Genomic DNA, 21,541 nt, shown 5'->3' with positions numbered 1-21,541 from the left:
TACCGATGGCAGTTCGAAAAACAAGCTATGGACGCCGTTGTCCATAAAAACTAATCGTTAATAAAACGAGATTTAATATCTATAGAGCAATTAGCAAGCGACATGCCAATCTGGATATAGAGTATTGATAAAATCTGAAAATTTTTTAAGTGATTGTTTTATTGATGTTTAATTCCGGTTTTTGAAGTGTCTGGATGTATTTTTGTAAAGGTGGCATGGCTTGAAAAACCAGCTGAGCGCACGGGAATGATGCAAATTAGAGCGTTTGCACCAGAATGGGTCTTGATTGAGGGTAAGCGTTTCAATCTGAACCCAGAGATGTTTTTAATTCTTTACGAGTAGGGTTATCTGGTCAGGTAATAAACAACAAGTAGATCAGGATAAGATTAGCCAGCAACGAGCAGATAGCCAGCCACTGCCATTTGACAAGCCTGGCGCGCGCAATCAGTGGCATGCGTGGAATCACTACCGGCTTCAATTCGCCATGCTCCATGGCAAGCAGCATTTCTTCGGCCGTTTCAAAACGGTCTTCCGCTTTCCTGGCGATCGCTTTAAGAATCACGTTTTCCAGCCAGGCGGGGATTTCTGGCCGGTAGCGGCTGGGTTTGATCGGCTCGCCAAAACGTGGTGACTGGAAAGGCTCTATTTCGCCGTAGGGATATTTACGGGTGAGCAAATGATAAAGTGTCACGCCGGCTGCATAAATGTCTGCTTGTCGGTCAGCCACTTTACCGTCAAACAACTCGGGTGCCATAAAACTGGGTGTGCCCGGGTTTTCCATCTGCTCTGGCATCGGCAGGGTAGGGTTGAGCGCGACACCCAGATCCAGAATCCGCAGGCGGGTGTCACTACCGATATGGATATTGGCTGGTTTGATATCGCGGTGCACAATATTCAGGCGGTGCAACATGCTCAAACCGCGCAATAAATCCTGGCCGATATTGGCAACGCCATTCATGGTGAAATGGTGGCCGGCATCCAGCCGTTGCTGCAAGGTTGAGCCTTCGTGCCAGGTCATCACATAATAAAGTGCGCTGCGCTGTTCCAGCGTCAGCGGCAATATCTGCGGCACACATTGCGAGACGACGCGCTTGGCTAGCCACTCTTCATTCAGTAAAGCTTCGCAACTTTCCTTGTCGTCCGCACGTGAGGGTTGCAGGGTTTTTAAAACAAACAGTTGCCCGGCTGGATTTTTCACCTGGTAGAGGATACTCAGGCGCGAATCGTGAATCACCCTGGTCACGGTGAAACCATCGATCTGGTCGCCTACAGAAAGTTTAGGCGGCAACGGCAGGCTGAGCGCATCGGCTAGCATATCGGTCAGATGGTCCTGGCCGACGCTTTCAATATTAACGATCACCGCGGAAGCATTATCCTGGCCGCCTTTTTCGATCGCCAGTGCAGTCAGGTATTCAGCCACCATTTGCGGGGAGTGGTAGAGCATCAACGCGCGGTGAATTTCCGCATCGCCCACTGCATCCCATACCCCATCACTGAGGATGGCATACACATCACCGGGTTGCAGCAAGCCTTCAGCATAATCCACCGTTAGCTGGTCATCCAGCCCGATCGCACGTTTAAGCACATGCCGCATGTCCGGTCTGTCCCAAACGTGATCCGTAGTCAGGCACTGCAATGATTGCTCGCGCAGGCGGTAAATACGCGTGTCGCCCACATGTGCCAGCACATAGCGCTGACCGCGCAATACCAGCATGGACAAGGTCGTTGCCATGCCCGCCATCTTGCTGTTCTTGCGTGCCTGCGACAGTACCCACAGGTTGGCCGCCTGCACGACCTTGTCCAGCGCATGCTGCACCGTCCAGGTTTCCGGGGTGGCGTAATAATCCGCCGAAATACTCCTGGCAGTCATTTCCGACGCTTCAGCACCACCGGCACCACCGCTGACACCATCGGCGACCAGCATCAAGGCACCTTTGATTGCCAACTGCGAGGCAGCGGGGGTGACCACGGTGACATAGTCTTCGTTACGCAGCCTGGGACCGGTTACGCTATGTTCACCGACTGTAAAAACGAGACTCATAAGCCAGCCATTTAAAGGTTTTTGGAATTATACGGTGGCTAGTCTATCTATTGGCCGGTTTATACCTTGGCCGCCGTCACGCTCGCTGCACCCCAGGTAGTACGCCAGCGGTTTTTAACACCAGTCAAACCTACCAGTGCCAGGATAGCTAATCCGGCAAAAATAATTAAGCCCAGCTGATAGCTACCGGTGATCTGCTTGGAGTAACCCAGGCTGGAAGCCAGGTAGAAACCGCCGATACCACCAGCCATCCCTACCAGGCCAGTCATCACCCCTATCTCTTTGCGGAAGCGTTGCGGCACCAGTTGGAACACTGCGCCATTGCCCATACCAAGTGCCGCCATCGCCAGAATGACTATGCCCAGGCCAGCCAGTTGCGTGCTCATGCCGAAACTCAGGGTAAACAGGAATACAGCCGCCAGTGTATACATGGTACTTAAGGTACGGATACCACCGATACGGTCAGCCAGAAGGCCGCCGAACGGACGCACCAGTGAACCGGCAAATACGCAGGCTGCGGTAAAGTATCCGGCATGCACAGGGTCCAGGCCGTACTGGTCGTGGAAGTAAATGGTCAGTGAAGAAGCCATGCCGACAAAACCGCCGAAAGTCACGCAGTAAAACAGCATAAACCACCATGCGTCCTTGTCTTTAAGCACAGACAGGTATTGCGCCAGCGATTTAGGTGCAGGCGTATCCGGCGCATCTTTGGCAAACACCGTATATACAATCAATGCCAGCAATAAAGGGATCAGGGCCAGGCCAAACACATTGTTCCAGCCAAACGCCACGGCCAGGCCAGGCGCGAATAATGCCGCCAATGCCGTGCCAGAGTTACCTGCACCTGCAATGCCTAAAGCGGTGCCTTGGTGTTCAGGTGGATACCAGCGTGAAGCCAATGGCAAGGCGACGGCAAAAGCGGCACCGGCAAAACCAAGAAACACGCCTAACAGTAACGCTTGCTGATAAGTATGTATGCCATGCAACCAGGCAATCAACAAAGCAGCCAGCACAATCACCTGGCCAATCAGGCCGGCTTTTTTAGGCTTAAGCTGGTCTACCAGCACGCCCATCACGATGCGTAATAATGCGCCGGTGAGTACCGGTGTTGCCACCATCAGGCCTTTTTGTGCCGGGTTTAATTGCAAGTCGGCGGCGATCTGAACAGCCAGTGGTCCCAGCATGACCCACACCATAAAGCTAAGGTCAAAATAAAAGAACGCTGAAAACAGCGTAGGCTTGTGGCCTACATCCCAAAAACTCTTTTTCATGTTAAATCTCCGTTTATTTCAAAAACATTCTATTCTTGACGCGTGTGAATGAGGTCTTTTTCTAGTTGCCATTCACCGCTTGTAAATATTCAACCTGGCCCAGCATTTCCAGAGTCTTGGCACTATTCGCCATTGTCACCACTTCACCGACGACTATCATGGCCGGGCTTTTCATCTGGTGCTGGTGGCTCAGCATAGGCATGGCTTCAATGGTGCTGACCAGTGCGCGCTCATCTGCACGGGTGGCGCTTTCTACAATCATGCAGGGCATATTTGTTGACATGCCGGCAGCGATCAATTCGCGGCTGATGTCGGCCAGGTGTTGCATGCCCATATAAATCACCAGTGTGGTGTTGCTTTCAACCAGTGCACGCCAGGGTAATGGTCCGCCATCCTGCGTATGGCCGGTTACCAGTGTCACACCATGGTTCAAGCCGCGGTGCGTGGCCGGTACATCCATACTGGCGCAGGCGCTGAGGCCGCTGGTCATGCCGGGGATAATCTCATAGGTCACACCTGCTGCACGCATAGCCAGCATTTCTTCACCGCCACGGCCAAACACAAACGGGTCACCGCCTTTCAGGCGCACGACTGTTTGCCCTTGTTCGGCCAGCGCAATCATCATGCGGTTGATAAAGTGTTGCGGGGTAGACTTGCAGCCGCCACGCTTACCCACGTGCACGATGCGTGCCTGCGGGCAATGCGTGAGCAGGTCCGGGTTGACCAGGTCATCGACCAGCACGACTTCAGCTTGCTGCAAGGCCTTGATGGCCTTGAGCGTAATGAGATCGGGGTCACCGGGTCCGGCACCTACTAAAAAAACTTTTCCGGCTGGAGTCATCACTTTTTCCTTACATTCAGACAATTAAAAGGTGTACATGGCGGTCAGCCATAATTTCTCGGTATCTTGAAAACGTGCACGATTGGTCGCGCCATTGGTCACGGCATTAGGGCCTGCTGCGTACTGGTCATTTTCGGTATATTTGCCGTATTCAAATTTGGTCATCCAGTTTTTGTCGATATTCCAGGTGACGGCAGCATTCCACTCGCGGCCATAGCGGTTACCATTGGCAGTTGCACCGCCATTGACAGTGAAGAAATCCTCATCGGAACTGATGTCGTGGTAATCGACAAAAAACAGAAAGTCGCCATATTTATAAGTGGCAGTAATGAAAGAGTCCTTGATGCCCTGGCGTGGCGTCACCAGGAATTTGTCTACCCAGCCCTGGAATAAATGGTTGGTACCAAACGGCGTCTGGAATGCATACTGGCCGTCATTACTGGAGAGCAGTTCCTGGTCCACGCGCAAGTTGAAGTTATCTATGCCGAAGCCGCCGCCCACTTTGTAGTAATGGGCATCAATGCGGTTGTCACCGCCTTTGTAATCGGTCTGTTTGGCATATTCAGCCGTGTAATGTGCACGGTAGTTAGGCGTGAATGGGTGTGTGCCATCCAGGCGCAAGCCTATGATTTTGTTGGATTGGTCGGCCAGTAAATTATTGAACGTGTTGTTCAACGCGCCTTGTCCAAACCAGGCATTGCCCAGTCCCAGGTTTTCGAAGTTGGAGAAATAGCCGTAACCGACCAGGAATTCGGTAGGTGAGATGCGGTAGCGGGCATTGGCGATTTCAAGATCGCCGCTGCGGTGCGTGGTGAATATCTGTCTGACGCGGTCAAAGTGGGCTAAGTAGATCTCGGTATCCGGCAAGGTTTTATTGAAAACCGACACACCGTCAAATACCTGAGTGTTCTGGCGGAAGGCGATGTCGCCTATGAAACGTACGTTATCTAGGTTGATCGCCTGACGGCCTGCACGGACACGGGTGTTCTTGATACCGGTCCAGTCCACAAACAACTGGTTGATATCGGTATAGTCGGGGTCTACCACTTTGGCATAGTTGATCCTGTCGCTTTCGTTTGATGCGCCATTGGTCCTGACCGTATTGGTACTGTCATTAAAATCATCCTTGAGTTTGCTGACATTGGTGATTTGTGCGGCAAAACTCCAGTTTTTGTAAGGTGCAGTTTGCCAGCCGATCAGGCTGCGCAAAGTGACCGCGTTGGCATTGTCCAGCTCACGGTTTGCGGTCGGGTTGGCAGAGCCATTGGCAAAGGTTGCCGGCTGTAGGCCATCCTGGTCAACATGCTCGTAACGTAATCTGAAACTGGTCATATTCTTGCCGGTTTTAATGGCATCCATAAATGTGTATTCAGGTAAAACTTCTTCTTCAGCCACCACTTGCATGCTCATTGCTGCCATCAATACAGCCAATGAGACTTGACGCAATCGTTGGTAAGAGTTAGCTTTCATGTTGTTGCTCCTTTGCTTAAGTGGGTAACCATACTTCGATGAGGTATGCGGTGCTGGTGGGTTGCCGCCCGTCAGCACCACTTTTATTTATGCCGCCTTTTTGGCGTGTCTTTCATATAAAAACTTCAATACTTCGCTACGCAGGTGCGTGTAAGCAGCGTCTTCCACCAATTCCAGCCGGTGGCGCGGACGTGGTAGGTCGACTTCCAGGATTTCGCCTATGGTGGCTGCCGGGCCATTGGTCATCATGACGATGCGGTCAGACAGCAACACTGCTTCATCCACATCGTGGGTGACCATCACCGCAGTACAACCAGAACGTGCCATGATGTTCATCAGTTCATCCTGCAATCCGGCGCGGGTCAGCGCATCCAGCGCGCCAAACGGTTCATCCAGCAGCAAGACTTTGGGTTCCATGGACAGGGCACGGGCGATGCCCACGCGCTGTTTCATGCCGCCCGAGATTTCATTCGGACGCTTTTCCATGGCATGGCTCAAGCCGACCAGCCCCAATGCCGCGCTGGTGCGCTCTGCCAGTTGCATTTTGCTTTCTGTATCAGCAAAAACACGTTCTACTGCTAGGTACACGTTTTCAAAACAGGTCAGCCATGGCAGCAGGGAATGGTTCTGGAACACAACTGCCCGCTCAGGGCCGGGCTTGGCGATTTCACGCCCGGCACAGAACAGGTAGCCATCAGTCGGTTGCAGCAGCCCGGCAATCAGGTTGAGCACGGTGGATTTGCCGCATCCGGAGTGGCCGATGATGGAGATAAATTCGCCTTCGCGGATATCGAGGTTGATATCTTTCAAGGCCTGGAAGCTGCCTTTTTTTGTTTGAAACGTCATATTGACGTTTTCGATCAGGACATAACGGTCTTGCAGTGCGGTTGTCATCATGAATTCCTTTATGGGTTTATTGTGATGGCTTATTCGTAGCTGTAGCGTTTAGCTGCCAGTACCAGCAACTGTTCCAGCAACAAGCCGACAATGCCGACGATAAAAATGGCGATGATGATGTGCTCTACATTCAGGTTATTCCACTCATCCCATACCCAGAAACCAATGCCCACACCGCCGGTCAGCATTTCTGCCGCCACAATCACCAGCCAGGCGGCACCGATAGACAGGCGTACACCGGTCATCATGTAAGGCATGACATAAGGCAGCAGGATTTTGGTGACCACTTTCCATTCCGACAGGTTAAGTACCTTGGCTACGTTCATATAGTCCTGTGGCACCTTGCTGACGCCGACGGCAGTGTTGATGATCATGGGCCACACCGCAGTGATGAAAATCACCCAGATCGCCGCAGGGTCAGCGGCTTTGAAGACCAGCAGGCCGATTGGCAACCAGGCCAGGGGTGATACCGGTTTCAGCAGGCTGATGATGGGTGCTGCCATGCGCGACATGAATGCGTAACGGCCAATCACAAAGCCCATGGGAATACCGACAATCGCAGCCAGCGCAAAACCGGTCGCCACGCGTTTGAGCGAGCTGAGGATGTTCCAGCCTATGCCCATGTCGTTCGGGTTATTGATATAAAACGGGTCGCTAAACAGCTCGACTGCCGACTGCCAGGTTTTTACCGGGCCAGGCAAGCCTTGCGTCAGGGCTGCCACAGTCGCCCAAATGGCGCCGAATACCAGTAAGCCAATCACAGGCGGCAACAACCATTCAAACACAGGTTTGGTGGTTGCCGCCCATGCGCTCCGCCGCTGCAACGACGGAGTGGCTACTGCAGCTGTGGTCGAGAGAGGGATAACCACAGCAACAACAGGTTGTGCAGGCGCTGCTTGAACAGCGCTCTCGCTTGTCTGGATCATTTTTTCCTTGTTAAAGCTGACGACACTCATGGTGACTCTCCTTAAGAATTAAGCTTTAACCTTGAAGCTGTTGGCATAGGCTTTCGGGTCTTTACCATCCCAGACGACGCCATCAATCAGCTTGCTGCTGCGCATTGGGTCTGCGGGGACGTTAATGCCAAGCGCTTTGGCCGCTTCGGTGTAAATATCAATCCGGTTCACTTTCTTCGCCACGCCCAGGTAATCCGGGTCAGACTTCAGCAGGCCCCAGCGTTTGTGCTGTGTCAGGAACCACATACCGTCAGACAGGTAAGGGAAGTTGACCTTGCCGTCGTTGAAGAACTTCATGTAGTTAGGGTCTTCCCATTTTTTGCCGATGCCATTGTCGTAATGGCCGAGGAAGCGGCCTTCAATCACTTCTTCAGGCGCATTGACATAGGCTTTACCGGCAATCAGCTTGGCTACTTCAGGGCGGTTTTTGGTGGCGTCTATGTAGCGGCAGGCTTCCAGGATTGCTTTGGTCAGTGCCAGTGCGGTATTCGGGTTTTTCGTAGCAAAGTCTGCAGTAGTACCCAATACTTTTTCCGGATGATCGGTCCAGATATCCTGGGTGGTCGCCACGGTAAAACCGATCTTGTCGTAGATCGCACGTGCATTCCACGGCTCGCCAACACAGTAGCCATCCATATTGCCGATACGCATATTGGCGACCATTTGTGGTGGAGGCACGACGATGGTTTTCACATCTTTCATCGGGTTGATGCCGTAGTTGGCCAGCCAGTAATACAGCCACATGGCGTGGGTGCCGGTCGGAAAAGTCTGTGCGAACGTGAAGTCACGGTTTTCGTTGTCCAGCAGGCGTTTCAGGGTGCCGCCGCTGGTGACGCCTTTTTCTTTCAACTGGTTGGCAAGCGTGATGCCCTGGCCATTGTGGTTGAGCGTCATCAGTACATTCATGTCTTTTTGCTGGCCACCGATGCCCATTTGCACGCCATACACCAGGCCGTACAGCACATGTGCAGCATGCAGTTCACCGTTCACCATCTTGTCGCGCACGCCAGCCCAGGAAGCTTCTTTCGAAGGCACAATCTTGATGCCGTATTTTTTATCAAAACCCATTTGCGCGGCGACTACGATAGGCGCACAGTCTGTCAGTGGGATAAAGCCGACTTTCACTTCGGTGATTTCAGGTGCATCAGAACCGGCAGCCCATGCCTGGCTGCGGATTGCAGACGGCACCATGTTCATCATGGCGGCGGCTCCAAATGCACCGGCTAGGGTATGCATAAAGAAATGGCGGCGCTGGTTATCTACCTGCTCAGGTTGACTGTCTGCCGCGGGAAGAATGACTGTTTTCTTATCTGAACTGCTCATTGCTGCTCCTTGATATGATTAATCTGGATAATGATGAATTTGGGAAACGTAAAACGAAAAAAGGCGTCCTGAGTGCAAACGAGGGTTCGTTTACACTCAGGACGCCTTTGTCCTCAATCTTTAAAAACTGCTTACGATGAGTGGCCTGATTTTTATCAAGCTCGCAATTTCAACTTACTCTACTCGTATCCAACCGCCGTTAGCTGAGTACTTAAAACCTGTTCAGCAATTGTTATGCCAAAAATGGTGTTGGATTTAAGTGGTTGTTCTATTGAGGTTTTTTGTAATATTCTTTAAAGAAGTGAGCGATGTGCATCGCACCATACAAGTGCGGATGCACCAAGGAAAGCGTGATTAACCGGTGTTTTTGTGCAGGGCGAGGATATTCTCGGCGACATCAATCACCTTGCGGTTTTGTTCCATCGCCATGCTGCGCAGAGACTTGTAAGCCTCCATTTCATTGATGCCCAGTGTACTCATCAGCAAGCCTTTCGCACGCTCAATCTGCTTGCGTTCAACCAGGGCTTTGCGGGTATCCGCCAGCTCGCTTTCCATATCTGCGATCTGCTGTGATTGTTGCTGCAACAGGCTGATCATCGAGGCGATCGGGTAAGTCTGGATTGTGTCTTGCGCCTGGAAATTCAAGGCACTTTCCACCGGGATTGCCAGGTTGAAAAACGTGCTATCCAAGGTTGAAGAGCGCTTGGCCGCAATCGTATTTAAATATTCCTGCGTTTGTTCCAGATCGTGCCTGGCCTGGTGTGCCAGCGCTTTCAGCATGCTATGCATTTTCTCGATTAACTGGCATTGAATCTGCCAGATTTCAGTTTGCAGTTGCGTGCATAAATCAAACCAGATATCTGCATCACTGGATTTCAGCGGCTGCTGGTCCAGGGCGGAGGTCAGTTTATGACGATATTTCAGGTGCTGCCGGTGCAGGCTGGTTGCTTGCAATGCAGTCCAGGCTTGTCTTAACTCATCACCGCCCAGTTGGCTGAATAATTCAAAATGCCGCTCTTGCTGGGCGACCAGTTCCAGTAGTTTTTGCTGGTGCGGCAGTTGCAAGCTACCTGAACCAAAGATATAAGAACCGACCGCGCGTTCCTGGCCTGCAAACTCCTTACCTTGAATCAAGTTGTACAGCGTGAGTAAACAGGTGGAAATCTTATTGTTTACCGAACTATCCGTGATTTCAAAAATGAGCGAAATCAGGCTGGCAATCAGGCGGCTGAATGACTCAATGCAATCGGTAAAAGAAATCTTTTGCAGGGTGATCTGGTGGCGCAACGATGTTTGCTGGTCCAGGCCTAGCAGTATCCAGGAAATTAAAGTCAGCTGCTTAGCATCTGCCAGTGCGTTCTGATCAAGATGCTGCGTTAACGCCTTTTTGAAGCGTGTTTCCAGCGCAAGATTTTTGCTGATGATCTCTGCGCGTTCGGAAGCAAAGCGCTTGCCCGCAGAAGCCAGGTACAGGGAGCTTGCCCCACGTTCAGCCTGCATCTGGTGCACCATCTGGCCTATGCTTTCGACAAATTGAATGCAGGTATCCAGGCGTTCAAGCTCTTCGATATGCCTGATTTTGGCCAGGATAATGGTTTGTTCGGGGGAAATATCTGTACTCATTACTGAAAACCTAAGCAAAAAATGTGCACGTTCCCGATGCACATTCATTTTTGTTTAAAACGGAATTAAAGCAGGCTTAATGAAAGAGGAACCTGATACGGATGACGCGGCAGCGAAGCAGTCGTGAACCAGGAGTCCACTAATGCCAGCCACCACCCAATACTTTGTATAAGGTCAGTTGGCTGGCGGCATCGCTTAACTGCAAAGTCACCAGTGTTTGCTCGGCAGTATAAAGCGTTCTTTGCGCATCGAGAACGACCAGGTAACTATCGACGCCATTTTTAAAACGGGCATCGGCCAGTCTGAATGCTTCAGCGGCGGCGCCATTTAATGACTGTTGTGCTTCCAGCTGTGCCTGCAAACCTTCGCGCTGTACCAGTACATCTGCCACTTCCCTGAAAGCAGTTTGTACGGTTTTTTCATATTGCGCGAGCAGAATCTGCTGGTTTTTTTCACCAATTTCCAGGTTAGAGCGGTTACGACCGGCATTGAAAATTGGCAGGCTGATTTGTGGCACAAAAGTCCAGATGCGGGAGCCCGGACCAAACAAGCCATCCAGCTCGGTGCTGGCCGTACCGATGGTGGTGGTCAGGCTGATGGTTGGGAAGAACGCAGCACGCAGCGCGCCAATGTTGGCGTTGGCACCTTCCAGCAAGTGTTCGGCTGCACGTACATCAGGCCGTTGCTGCAAAGTCGTGGAGGTGACGCCACGCGGCAATGCTGTAGTAAGTGCCACGCTGGAAAGAGCGCTATCCGGCAAAAAGGTTGAAGCCACCATACTGCCAGCCAGCAGGTTGAGGGCGTTGATATCCTGCTTGATCTGGATATTGTAAGTGGCGACGGCGACGCGCGCATTATCAACACTGGTTTGCAACTGCCTTAAGGTCAGGGCGTTGGCGACGCCGAGCTCAAACATTTTCTGGTTGATCTCGTAAGTATTTTGCTGGCTTTTCAATGTTTGCTGGGCGATTTCCAGCCGCCGTTTATCGGCAGCCAGCGTCAGCCAGGCTGTGGCGACTTCGGCGACCAGGCTGATTTGCGTACTTTTGCGGTTTTCCTCCTGTGAATAAAACGTCTGCAAGGCCTGCGCATTTAGATTACGGATACGGCCAAACAGGTCCAGTTCATAAGCACTAAAACCAACCGTGGCGCGGTAAACATGCGATACGTTCCCGCTGTTATTATTACTTGCGGCGACAGTGCCTGCAGAGACATTGCCATTGTTGCCAACGTTAGAAAGACCTTTAGAGGCAGTTTCTGACAAGGTGGCGGCTACGGTGGGAAACAAATCTGCGCGCTGTACCTGATATTGCGCCCTGGCTTTTTCTATATTCAGCGAGGCCACCCGCAAATCGCGGTTATTTTTTAATGAAAGATCCACCACTTGCTGCAAACGTTTATCGGTAATAAACGATTGCCAGCCAAGTTCGGTCAGCGCTTTCTGATCATTGTCGACTGTGCCAAAGGTGGCAGGCACCGGTGCTTCAGGCGGGCTGAAAAACGGCGCCAGGTTGATGCAGGCAGTCAGTAATAGTGAGCACGTGATTAACGCAGCCTGTTTAAAATATTGGCTCATGGCATGCAGCTTACTCATGTTCTGCCTTACTGTGCTGTGATACATCGGCTGAAACACTTTCGACCTGATAAGGGAACAAAGTACGTATCAACACATAAAATAAAGGCACGAAAAATATACCAAGGAAAGTCGCCGTCAGCATACCGCCGAGTACCCCGGTACCAATCGCCTGGCGGCTGACGGCACCTGCGCCTTCACTGAACGCCAGCGGCAATACGCCGAAAATAAACGCCAGCGAAGTCATCAAAATAGGCCGCAGGCGCAATTGCACCGCTTCCAATGTTGCTTCAATCAGCGGCTTGCCCTGTTCTTGCAGGTGTTTGGCAAACTCCACAATCAGGATCGCATTTTTGGCTGCGAGCCCTATGGTGGTCAGCAAGCCGACCTGGAAGTAAACGTCAGCCGTCAATCCGCGCAAAGTGGTGGCCAGTACGGCACCCAAAATACCCAGCGGTACGACCAGAATGACCGAGAAGGGTACCGCCCAGCTTTCATACAATGCAGCCAGGCACAGGAAGACAAAGATGATGGAGACGGCATAGAGTAACGGTGCCTGCGAGCCGGATAAACGCTCCTGGTAAGATTGCGCACTCCATTCATAACCTATGCCATCCGGCAATTGTTTAATGATGTCTTCGGCAATCTGCATGGCTTCACCAGTACTGATGCCTTTGGCCGGTTCGCCAACAATTTCCATAGAGGAAATGCCGTTAAAGCGTTCAAGCAAAGGCGAGCCGGACACCCATTTCGTGCTGGAGAAAGCCGAGAACGGCACCATATCATTCGTGGTGTTGCGAACGTACCAGCGTTCGATATCTTCAGGTTGCATGCGGAACGGCGCGTCACCTTGCAGATAGACTCTTTTCACGCGACCTTTATTAATGAAATCATTCACATAGGTACCACCCATGGCAATCGAGAGCGTGGAGTTAATGCTGGCAGTTGTCAGGTTGTAAATGCCGGTTTTCTGGTCATCGATATTTACCCTGAACATAGGCGTGTCATCCAGCCCGCTCGGGCGCACCCGGTTCAATTTTGCGTTTTGTGACGCCAGTTCAATAAAGCGGTTCCTGGCCGCCATCAAGCCATCATGGCCCAACCCCCCTACATCTTTCAATTCCAGCGTAAAGCCGGAACCCTGGCCCAGGCCGCGCACCGGTGCTGGCTGCGTCACAAATAGCTTTGCATCGCGTATCCCGGATAAAGCTTTGGTCGCCCTGTCAGCCAGTGACGCGGCATCCTCGCCTTCGCCACGTACCGACCAGTCTTTAAGACGGATAAATGCGCGCCCCGAGTTCTGGCTGCCCCCACCACCTTGTCCCTGCCCTGCAATTGTTAAAAACTGGTCTATCACCGCATCCTGGCTATTCAGGTATTTTTCAACCTGTTTCAGCACTTGTTGCATACGTGCATCAGTCGCGCCTACCGGCAGCTGGATTTGTGCGCTCAGTGTGCCCTGGTCTTCGGTCGGCAGAAAAGAGCTGGGCAGTCTAGCGAATAACACTGCCAGCACTATGATGATGACGCCATATACCAGCATGGTCAGCGTTTTTCTACGCAGTATGGTTTCCACCGAGGCATGGTATCGGGCTGACATCGTATCGAACGCAGGGTTAAACCAGCGGAAGAACCAGCCAAACATGCCCCCCGAGGTGGATTTTTCATGCGAGACCGGTTTTAGCAAGGTTGCACACAGCGCTGGTGTCAGCGTTAATGCGACCAGCACGGACAGCAGCATGGCTGAGACGATGGTGATGGAGAACTGGCGGTAAATCACGCCCGTGGCACCACCAAAGAAAGCCATCGGGATAAATACCGCAGACAACACCAGTGAAATACCGACCAGCGCGCTGGTGATCTCGGTCATGGATTTGCGGGTGGCCTCCTTGGGACTCAGGCCTTCTTCACGCATGATACGCTCCACGTTTTCAACCACTACGATGGCGTCATCCACCAGCAGGCCAATGGCCAGTACCAGGCCAAACATGGTCAATGTGTTAATGGAGAAGCCAAATGCCGCCAGCACGCCGAAAGTACCCAGTAAGACCACTGGCACCGCAATCGCCGGGATCAGGGTCGCACGCAGGTTCTGCAGGAACACGTACATGATAATCACCACCAGTAAGATCGCCTCCACCAGCGATTTCACCACTTCCTTGATAGAAAGCCGCACGAATGGCGTGGTGTCATAAGGAATATACACGCTAAGCTTCAACTCAGCGGGGAAGTAGGGTTCAAGTTCGACCAGTTTGTCTTTCACTGCCTGCGCAGTCGCCAGCGCATTGGCACCGGAAGCCAGCCGTACCCCAAAAGCGGCCGAGGTTTTACCATTGAGCCTGGCGACCGGCGTATAACCCTCAGCGCCAAGTTCTACTCTGGCAACATCAGATAAATGTACCAGGAAACCGTCAGCCCCGGATTTGACGATGATCTTCTTAAACTGGTCTACCGTCTGTAATTTGCTGCGTGCGGTGATTGGCGCGTTGAGTTCCTGGCTGTTCACGGCAGGTAATGCGCCCAGCTGGCCGGAGGAGACTTCGGTATTCTGTGCCTGCACCGCGGCTGAAATATCGGAAGGGATCAGATTGTATTTTTGCAGTTTGGCCGGATCCAGCCAGATACGCATGGCGTAGCCCGAGCCCAGTGTTTGCACATCACCCACGCCATCCAGGCGGCTGATCTGGTCTATCAGGTTGCTGGAAATATAATCACCAATATCAATCGCGCTTACGCTGCTGTTATCGGACATCAGCGATACCACCATCAGGAAATCGATACCGGTTTTAGCGACTGTCACACCCTGGCTCTGGACAATCTGGGGCAACCTTGGCATGGCCTGCTGCAATTTGTTTTGCACCTGCATCTGTGCCACATCGGGGTTGGTGCCGGCATCAAACGTCAGACTGATACTGGCCGTGCCGGAAGAGGTGCTGCTGGCCGACATATAGGTCAGGTTATCGATACCTTTCATGTACTGCTCAATCACCTGGGTGACCGAGTTCTCGATCGTATCGGCTGCAGCACCGGTGTAAGTAGCGTTAATCGATACGCGTGGGGGGGCAATATCAGGGTATTGCTCCAGTGGCAGCCATTCGATGGAGCCTATCCCGGCCAGCATGATGACGATGGCAATCACCCAGGCAAAGATCGGACGTTGAATAAAAAAGGCAGCCATGAAGTTAGTCTTTATCGTATGTGATTGGTACGCTGTGAATGAGTTTTGGCAATCTCTTAACGCGGTTGGCTATTCGTTGTAGCCGCGGGAGTAATGACAGTCCCCGGTGCAGCGCCAGTCGCTTTGTCAAATGGTACCGGCTTGACTATCGTGCCAACGCTGATTTTCTGGACACCATCCATTACCACACGTTCACCGGCCTGCAAGCCTTTGCTGACTCGCCATTCATCCCCGTATGTACCATTGGTTTCTATGTTTCTCTGTTGCACCTTTTGCCCGGCGTCTACGACGAGTACCGTAGGTTCGCCACGCGTATTACGCGTCACTGCCCGTTGCGGCACCATGATGGCATCCTTATCCTGCGCCACGTCAATCAGGGCGTGTACATACATGCCTGGCAGCAATACGCCATCAGGGTTAGGCACGACAGCTCGTAGCGTCACTGCGTCGGATGCAGTATTCACACTCACGCCACTGAATTTGAGTTTTCCGGCATGTTTGTAAATAGAACCGTCCTCCAGCACGACCCGCACCGGCACTTCTTTTTGCGTATTGCCGGTCAGTTTGCCGGCAGCAATATCGCGTTTCAGTTTTAGAAGATCACTACTCGACTGAATCACATCCACATAAATCGGATCCAGCTGTTGGACTGTGGTTAAAGCCGTTTCCTGGTTGGCCGTCACCAGCGCGCCCGGGGTAAAGGTAGAGGTGGAAACAAAGCCGGTAATCGGTGATACCAGTTTGGTGAAATCCAGGTTGATTTTGGCGGTGCTTAGTGCCGCCCTGGCCGCCGCCACATCTGCTTCGCCTTGTTGCAGCGCGGCTTGGGTATCATCGTTATCCTGCCGGCTGATCGCGTTGATTTTGACCAATTCTTTATAACGGTCTGCTTTAAGTTTCAGGGTGACCAGGGTGGCTTCGGTTTTTTGCAGCGCTGCTGCAGCACTTTGATAACTCGCCAGATACGGTGCAGGTTCAATCTGGTAGAGCAGGTCGCCCGCTTTGACCAGTGCGCCTTCAGTAAAAGTGCGTTGGCGAATGATGCCGCTCACCTGCGGGCGAATTTCGGCAATCAGGTAAGCATTGGTCCGCCCGGGCAGATCGGCCACGATAGGCTGGGTAACCTTCTGCACAGTCATGACCCCAACTTCCGGGATTTTTGGGACAGGTTTATTGTCGCCCTTGCCCGAGGTGCAGGCGGTCATTGTCAGGCCAATGCCGCATATCAGCCACAGGCAGTGCTTGAAAAAGACGCAGGAAGTGTTCATAGAAGTACCAATGAGGAAGTCATTATTCATGTCTGACAAAATTGTACTGCGTTTGATTGCATGCAGGTGTAACGATACGTATCTGCATGTGTACAAGTTGAAGGGTGTGGTTAGTTGGACGTCAGGAAAAGATGAGATCGAGGCTATTTGTGAAGGAGGGAACGATTATTATCGCCATGGTTGAACATGAGCTGTAGCAGGGTTTCTTGCATACACAAGCATGCATTAATTGAATAAAGTCCCTTCGGCATGCACAATCGCTCGCGCAATTTCTTCCACTGTCACACGCTTGAGCATGGCTTGTTCGCGCATGAGTTTGTAGGCTGCGATGGCGCTGATACCGCGTGCACGGGCCAGGATCGCCTGTGCGGCGCTGATTTCATTTGCTGCCTGCAGTTTTTGCTCCAGGCGCTGGTTCCGCTTTTGTAAGGTCCTGACTTCATGAAAATGGTGAATCGCCATAATAAGAGTAGACAGGATGCCATGTGGTTGCGTCGGACTGACCAGAATGCCATGACAGCCGAGTGTTGTAGCCGTATCGAGAATGGTCGGGTTTTCATACTCAATCATGCCAATCAGCGGAATTGGCGAGTCAGGCATTAACCAGGGCAGTTTTTTTCTATTACTGGCCTCCGCATTCAACAGAAAAATCACCAGATCTGTTTTTTCGGGCAGTTCAGCAGTGGGTGGCCACAGTGACACGGTCTGGCAGCCTATGCGCTCTAGTTGCTGTATCAATGTACTGCATTTTTCATCGCGTGGATGAAAAATGGTCATGCGTGACTGTCGTAGCTGGCGGAATAGCTCCAGGGTTGAGCGTGAGCCTGTTGCACCTTTGTTAGCCAATTTGCGGCTCCGGCATCATAAACTGACGCCAAGTCTCATTGGTATGCGTGACAAGATATGGATCCGGGCTCACGCCGGCTGACTCGGCCACAATGTCGAACTGACCATGGTGATTGACGCGACCTATACGAGGATGCAGTAAAGTGTGATGGTTGGCGGGGTTAATCGCCACACGACCCTGCAGTGCCTGATGTTCACGACCGAGTATATGGGGCAACAACACATCGTAGGTATCGTCGCCTGCTGCACGCATGGCTTCAGCGAATAAGTGTGTTTGAAAGTAAGCGGCTTCCCAGCACATGTTAGGCTCAATCTCGTCGCCATATTGTTCACGGAACTTGCGTAGGCAGGCCTGGTTTTCTGCAGTCTGAATCGACTGGAAGTAGGGCGCTGACGTGAAATGTCCAGCCGCAATCCTGCTGCCCATTTCAGCGGCTTCCGCTTCACAAGTGGTCAGGCTTGCAATCGGTGTTTTCATGGCATCCATGCCAATGTCAGCGTAGGCCTGGTACAACATGCGGGTGGCTTTGCCAACCACAGTGGAGAATACAAAGTCAGGAGATTTTGCCTTGATGTCGCGCGCAATCGGCAAAAAGTCTTTTTCCGTGGCATCCAGTGGCAAATAGCGCTCGGCCAGCTTTTTGCCACCAGGGACCTCGAGGATAAAGTCACTCATGATACGGTTGGACTCATAGGGATAGATATAATCACAGCCAATCAGGTAAACACGCGCACCAAAGTGACGGGTCATATAATCCGCCAGTTGTGCACTATTCTGGTTAGGTGCGGCGCCTGTGTAAATCACATGTGGCGAAAACTCAAAACCCTCATAAGGGGTTGGGTAAAACAACAACTTGCGCCATTTCTCAACTACCGGGATCACCGCTTTGCGCGTGCTGGACATGTAGCAGCCAAAAATCACATTGACTTTGTCCTCACGGATCATGCGTTCAGCCAATGCTTGATATTGTTGCGAAATGCCTTGCGGATTGTAATGTACTGGCAACAGTTCGCGGCCACAAATGCCGCCAGCCGCGTTGATTTCGTTGATGGCGAAAAAGGTCGCAAATGCCTGTGAGCGTTCTATGGTTGCAGTGGCGCCGCTGGTCGAAAACAGGACGCCGACCGAAATCGGGTCGGTATTTGCCATGATGCTGTTCCTTGCGGCATCCCGTGTGGCCTGGATGCCGGATTGCGGTTGATTCGCTTTAGTTTGGTATGCCGTCTATTGGTGCTTCTTTGGTGCCCAAGGTGGGGCGTGTAAACGATTCTACCATGTCGCGTGCGGCTGCCGGGTCTTGTATCCACTTGCTGTAAAAGCTGTAAGGGCACTGTGCGATGCCTTGGTCACCATCGCCAGAGTTAAGCACCCCGGTATAACCGCGGTGCAGCAACTTGAATAAGTGATTTTCAGATTGACCATGTTTGCGAAAGTCGCGGATCAAGTGCTTGCTCAGTGCTGCATACTGCACGCCATTTTCCTCTTCGCCACATTCGCCCAGGGTCCGGCCGTCAAAACCGATAATCGCAGAGTGACCAAAGTAGGAATAGACGCCATCAAAGCCGGCAGCATTGGACACCGCGACATAGGTGTTATTGGCAAACGCCATGGCCTTGCTGATCAGGATTTGCTGCTCTTTGGCCGGATACATATAGCCCTGGCAACGTACAATCAGCTCGGCACCTTTCATGGCGCAGTCACGCCAGATTTCAGGGTAGTTGCCGTCATCACAGATAATCAGGCTGACCTTGAGTCCTTTGGGCCCCTCGCTGATAAAGGTTTCCTTGCCGGGGTACCAGCCTTCGATTGGCACCCAAGGCATAATCTTGCGGTATTTCTGAACAATCTCGCCTTTGTCATTCATCAGAATCAAGGTGTTGTAAGGCGCTTTGTTCGGATGCTCTTCGTGCTGCTCGCCAGTAATGGAAAACACGCCCCAGACTTTCGCCTTGCGACAGGCTTCGGCAAAAATGTCCGTCTCGGGGCCGGGGACCGTCGTCGCATTGTCATACATCTCCTGGCCATCATACATAATGCCGTGCGTACTGTATTCCGGGAAAATCACCAGGTCCATGCCAGGCAGGCCAGCTTTCATGTTGACCACCATGTCTGCAATGTTGCGGCAGTTGTCCAGTATTTCTGCTTTAGTATGTAGTCGTGGCATTTTGTAGTTCACCACAGCTACGCCGACGGTATCGTTACTGCTTGAAATATCACCATGTATCATGTGCTTCTCCTGAATAAAAGTAAGTGAAATGAATGAATCACGCTGGCAACAGACGAAAAAAAAGCTCACCTGCCGTTTTAAAACGGTGGGTGAGCTTTTTTGCTCTGCTCATCGCCGGCTCTGTTGACGGCGTGAGAAATATGTCAGGTGCCTGTAACGGCAATCTTCATTCGTGAAGCTAGTTTAAGCGGCGGTGTGGCAAACAGCTATGCGTTATTTGACGTAAATTGCCGCCCGGACTTTAGTTTTTATACGCGTATCAGAGTACATGGCGTTCAAAGCGTTTTAGGACGTGTGCTGACATACCTTTGGCCAATTCTTCCTCACCAAAAAACACCGTATCGCCGACTTCTTTTTGCAGGCGCTGATATTCGTCTTCGTGATGCGTGCGGATCACCACTTCGATATCGGGCTTCAACTGCTTGGCAATATCGACAATTTTACGGATATCCATGGAGTCCGGTGTGGCAATAATCAGCATGGCAGCGTTAGCAATGTGAGCCTGTATCAATACCATTGGGTCAGCTGCGTTACCTGACACCGCAGGCTGGCCCTTTTTACGCAGTTTTTCTACCAGTTCCCGGTTTTGCTCAGCCACCACAAACGGGATGCTGGAAGCTTCCAATGACATGGCAATGCGTTTACCAACACGGCCATAACCCACGAGTACCACCTGGCCTTCCAGGAATTTTCTTTCGGTAGTCATCGGCAATTCACCGTAGGGGTCTATGCGTTGTGAAAGGCGACGCGCGACATCAGATTTATTCACCACCCAGTTGGCAAACGGTTTGATCGAGGCAAACACTAACGGATTAAGTGCAATTGAAATCAATGCCCCTGCCAGTACCAGGCTCATTGCGTCCTGGGAGAGTAAGCCCAGCGAAACGCCCAGCCCTGCCAGAATGAACGAAAATTCACCAATTTGCGCCAGGCTGGCAGCAACAGTTAAGGCGGTGTTCAGCGGGTAGCGAAGCGCAAGTACGATAGCAACCGCTGCCAGCGATTTACCGACCACAATAATGCCCACTACGGCCAGCACCTGGTAAGGTTGCTTGATCAGGATGCTTGGGTCAAACAGCATCCCGACAGCCACAAAGAACAGGACTGCGAATGCATCGCGGAATGGCAGGGAATCTTCTGCCGCGCGATGACTGTATTCTGATTCGCGCATGATCATCCCGGCAAAGAATGCCCCCAGCGCAAAAGAGACGTTAAATAAGGACGATGCAAAAAAAGCGACACCAATCGCAACTGCAATCACGGTAAGCGTAAATAATTCACGTGAACCAGTGCCTGCGACATACCACAAAAGCCATGGCAATACACGTCGGCCAACCACCAGCATGACTGCGACAAAACCGGCAATTTCGAGCATAGTCATGCCTATGGTTTCCCAAATGGCACCGGCATTGGCAACCTCACCCTGACCGCCTAATGCGCCAGCCAGTGCGGGCATCAACACCAGTACCAGCACGGTAATCATATCTTCCACCACCAGCCAGCCTACGGCAATTTTGCCGTTCATGCTTTCGAGGATGCGTCTGGATTCCAAGGCCTTCAGTAACACCACGGTACTGGCGCACGAAAGGGATAAGCCGAACACCAGGCCATGACCCACGCTCCAGCCCCAATAATGGGCGACCAACATGCCCAGCAGGGTGGCCAATGCCATTTGCACGAGTGCGCCGGGCAAGGCAATCCGTTTGACTGACATCAGATCCTGGATGGAGAAATGCAAGCCGACGCCAAACATCAGCAGCATGACGCCTAACTCTGACAATTGAGACGCGATTTCAATATCTGCCACGAAGCCGGGTGTAGCCGGTCCGATTAATATTCCGGCAAATAAATAACCAATCAGGGCGGGTAATTTTAGTTTTTCGGCAATTAATCCAAAAATCAGCGAAAGCGCAAAGGCTGCGGCAATGGTAGTAATGAGGGAAAGGTTGTGATCCATAAGGCGTGTTTTTCTTCTGGCAGATTGATTAGGTTTTGTAAAAGCTGTTTTTATAAGTTTGAATGAATG

The 21,541-nt window shown here is 51.9% G+C and carries 15 protein-coding genes; all 15 read right to left on the bottom strand.

Annotated elements, in window-relative coordinates:
• Positions 1-352 precede the first annotated feature (352 nt).
• Positions 353-2,041: a bifunctional protein-serine/threonine kinase/phosphatase gene (locus ASG34_RS09150; protein ID WP_055829752.1), complete on the bottom strand. Its 1,689-nt coding sequence runs from the start codon at positions 2,039-2,041 to the stop codon at positions 353-355.
• A gap of 59 nt (positions 2,042-2,100) precedes the next feature.
• Positions 2,101-3,312 (bottom strand): nitrate/nitrite transporter, encoded by a 1,212-nt coding sequence (locus ASG34_RS09145; RefSeq protein ID WP_055829750.1) that lies wholly within the window; start codon positions 3,310-3,312, stop codon positions 2,101-2,103.
• A 61-nt stretch (positions 3,313-3,373) separates the two neighbouring features.
• Complete coding sequence (gene cobA, locus ASG34_RS09140; RefSeq protein ID WP_055829748.1) at positions 3,374-4,153, bottom strand: uroporphyrinogen-III C-methyltransferase; 780 nt, start codon at positions 4,151-4,153, stop codon at positions 3,374-3,376.
• 24 nt (positions 4,154-4,177) lie between these two features.
• Positions 4,178-5,623 carry an alginate export family protein gene (locus ASG34_RS09135; RefSeq protein ID WP_055829746.1) on the bottom strand — a complete coding sequence of 482 codons (1,446 nt, stop codon included), beginning with the start codon at positions 5,621-5,623 and terminating at the stop codon, positions 4,178-4,180.
• 87 nt (positions 5,624-5,710) lie between these two features.
• Complete coding sequence (locus ASG34_RS09130; protein WP_088178553.1) at positions 5,711-6,520, bottom strand: ABC transporter ATP-binding protein; 810 nt, start codon at positions 6,518-6,520, stop codon at positions 5,711-5,713.
• Between the two features lie 29 nt (positions 6,521-6,549).
• On the bottom strand, positions 6,550-7,476 hold the full coding sequence (ntrB, locus tag ASG34_RS09125) for a nitrate ABC transporter permease (RefSeq protein ID WP_055829742.1): 927 nt from the start codon (positions 7,474-7,476) through the stop codon (positions 6,550-6,552).
• A gap of 18 nt (positions 7,477-7,494) precedes the next feature.
• Positions 7,495-8,799 (bottom strand): CmpA/NrtA family ABC transporter substrate-binding protein, encoded by a 1,305-nt coding sequence (locus tag ASG34_RS09120; RefSeq protein ID WP_055829741.1) that lies wholly within the window; start codon positions 8,797-8,799, stop codon positions 7,495-7,497.
• Between the two features lie 354 nt (positions 8,800-9,153).
• Entirely contained in the window at positions 9,154-10,422 is a 1,269-nt protein-coding gene (locus tag ASG34_RS09115) for a nitrate regulatory protein (protein ID WP_055830025.1), read from the bottom strand.
• A gap of 139 nt (positions 10,423-10,561) precedes the next feature.
• Positions 10,562-12,016 carry an efflux transporter outer membrane subunit gene (locus ASG34_RS09110; RefSeq protein ID WP_235559738.1) on the bottom strand — a complete coding sequence of 485 codons (1,455 nt, stop codon included), beginning with the start codon at positions 12,014-12,016 and terminating at the stop codon, positions 10,562-10,564.
• Positions 12,009-15,173: an efflux RND transporter permease subunit gene (locus ASG34_RS09105; RefSeq protein WP_055829738.1), complete on the bottom strand. Its 3,165-nt coding sequence runs from the start codon at positions 15,171-15,173 to the stop codon at positions 12,009-12,011. The genes ASG34_RS09110 and ASG34_RS09105 overlap by 8 nt, the downstream gene beginning before the upstream one ends.
• Positions 15,174-15,229: 56 nt before the next feature.
• A complete protein-coding gene (locus ASG34_RS09100; RefSeq protein ID WP_055830021.1) occupies positions 15,230-16,441 on the bottom strand; it encodes an efflux RND transporter periplasmic adaptor subunit in 1,212 nt (403 codons plus the stop codon).
• A 225-nt stretch (positions 16,442-16,666) separates the two neighbouring features.
• Positions 16,667-17,287, bottom strand: coding sequence for an ANTAR domain-containing response regulator (locus ASG34_RS09095; protein ID WP_055829736.1), 621 nt, complete (start codon positions 17,285-17,287; stop codon positions 16,667-16,669).
• Positions 17,280-18,437, bottom strand: coding sequence for a transporter substrate-binding domain-containing protein (locus ASG34_RS09090; RefSeq protein WP_055829734.1), 1,158 nt, complete (start codon positions 18,435-18,437; stop codon positions 17,280-17,282). Before ASG34_RS09090 ends, ASG34_RS09095 begins: the two co-directional genes overlap by 8 nt.
• Before the next feature lie 58 nt (positions 18,438-18,495).
• Positions 18,496-19,515, bottom strand: a complete 1,020-nt coding sequence (locus ASG34_RS09085; RefSeq protein WP_055829731.1) for an aliphatic amidase — start codon at positions 19,513-19,515, stop codon at positions 18,496-18,498.
• Positions 19,516-19,774: 259 nt separating this feature from the next.
• Positions 19,775-21,472, bottom strand: coding sequence for a YbaL family putative K(+) efflux transporter (ybaL, locus tag ASG34_RS09080; protein WP_055829729.1), 1,698 nt, complete (start codon positions 21,470-21,472; stop codon positions 19,775-19,777).
• Positions 21,473-21,541 lie beyond the last annotated feature (69 nt).

It is taken from the genome of Methylophilus sp. Leaf416 (assembly GCF_001424665.1).
Taxonomy (GTDB): Bacteria; Pseudomonadota; Gammaproteobacteria; order Burkholderiales; family Methylophilaceae; genus Methylophilus.
This window is presented reverse-complemented; position numbering and strand designations above follow the sequence as displayed.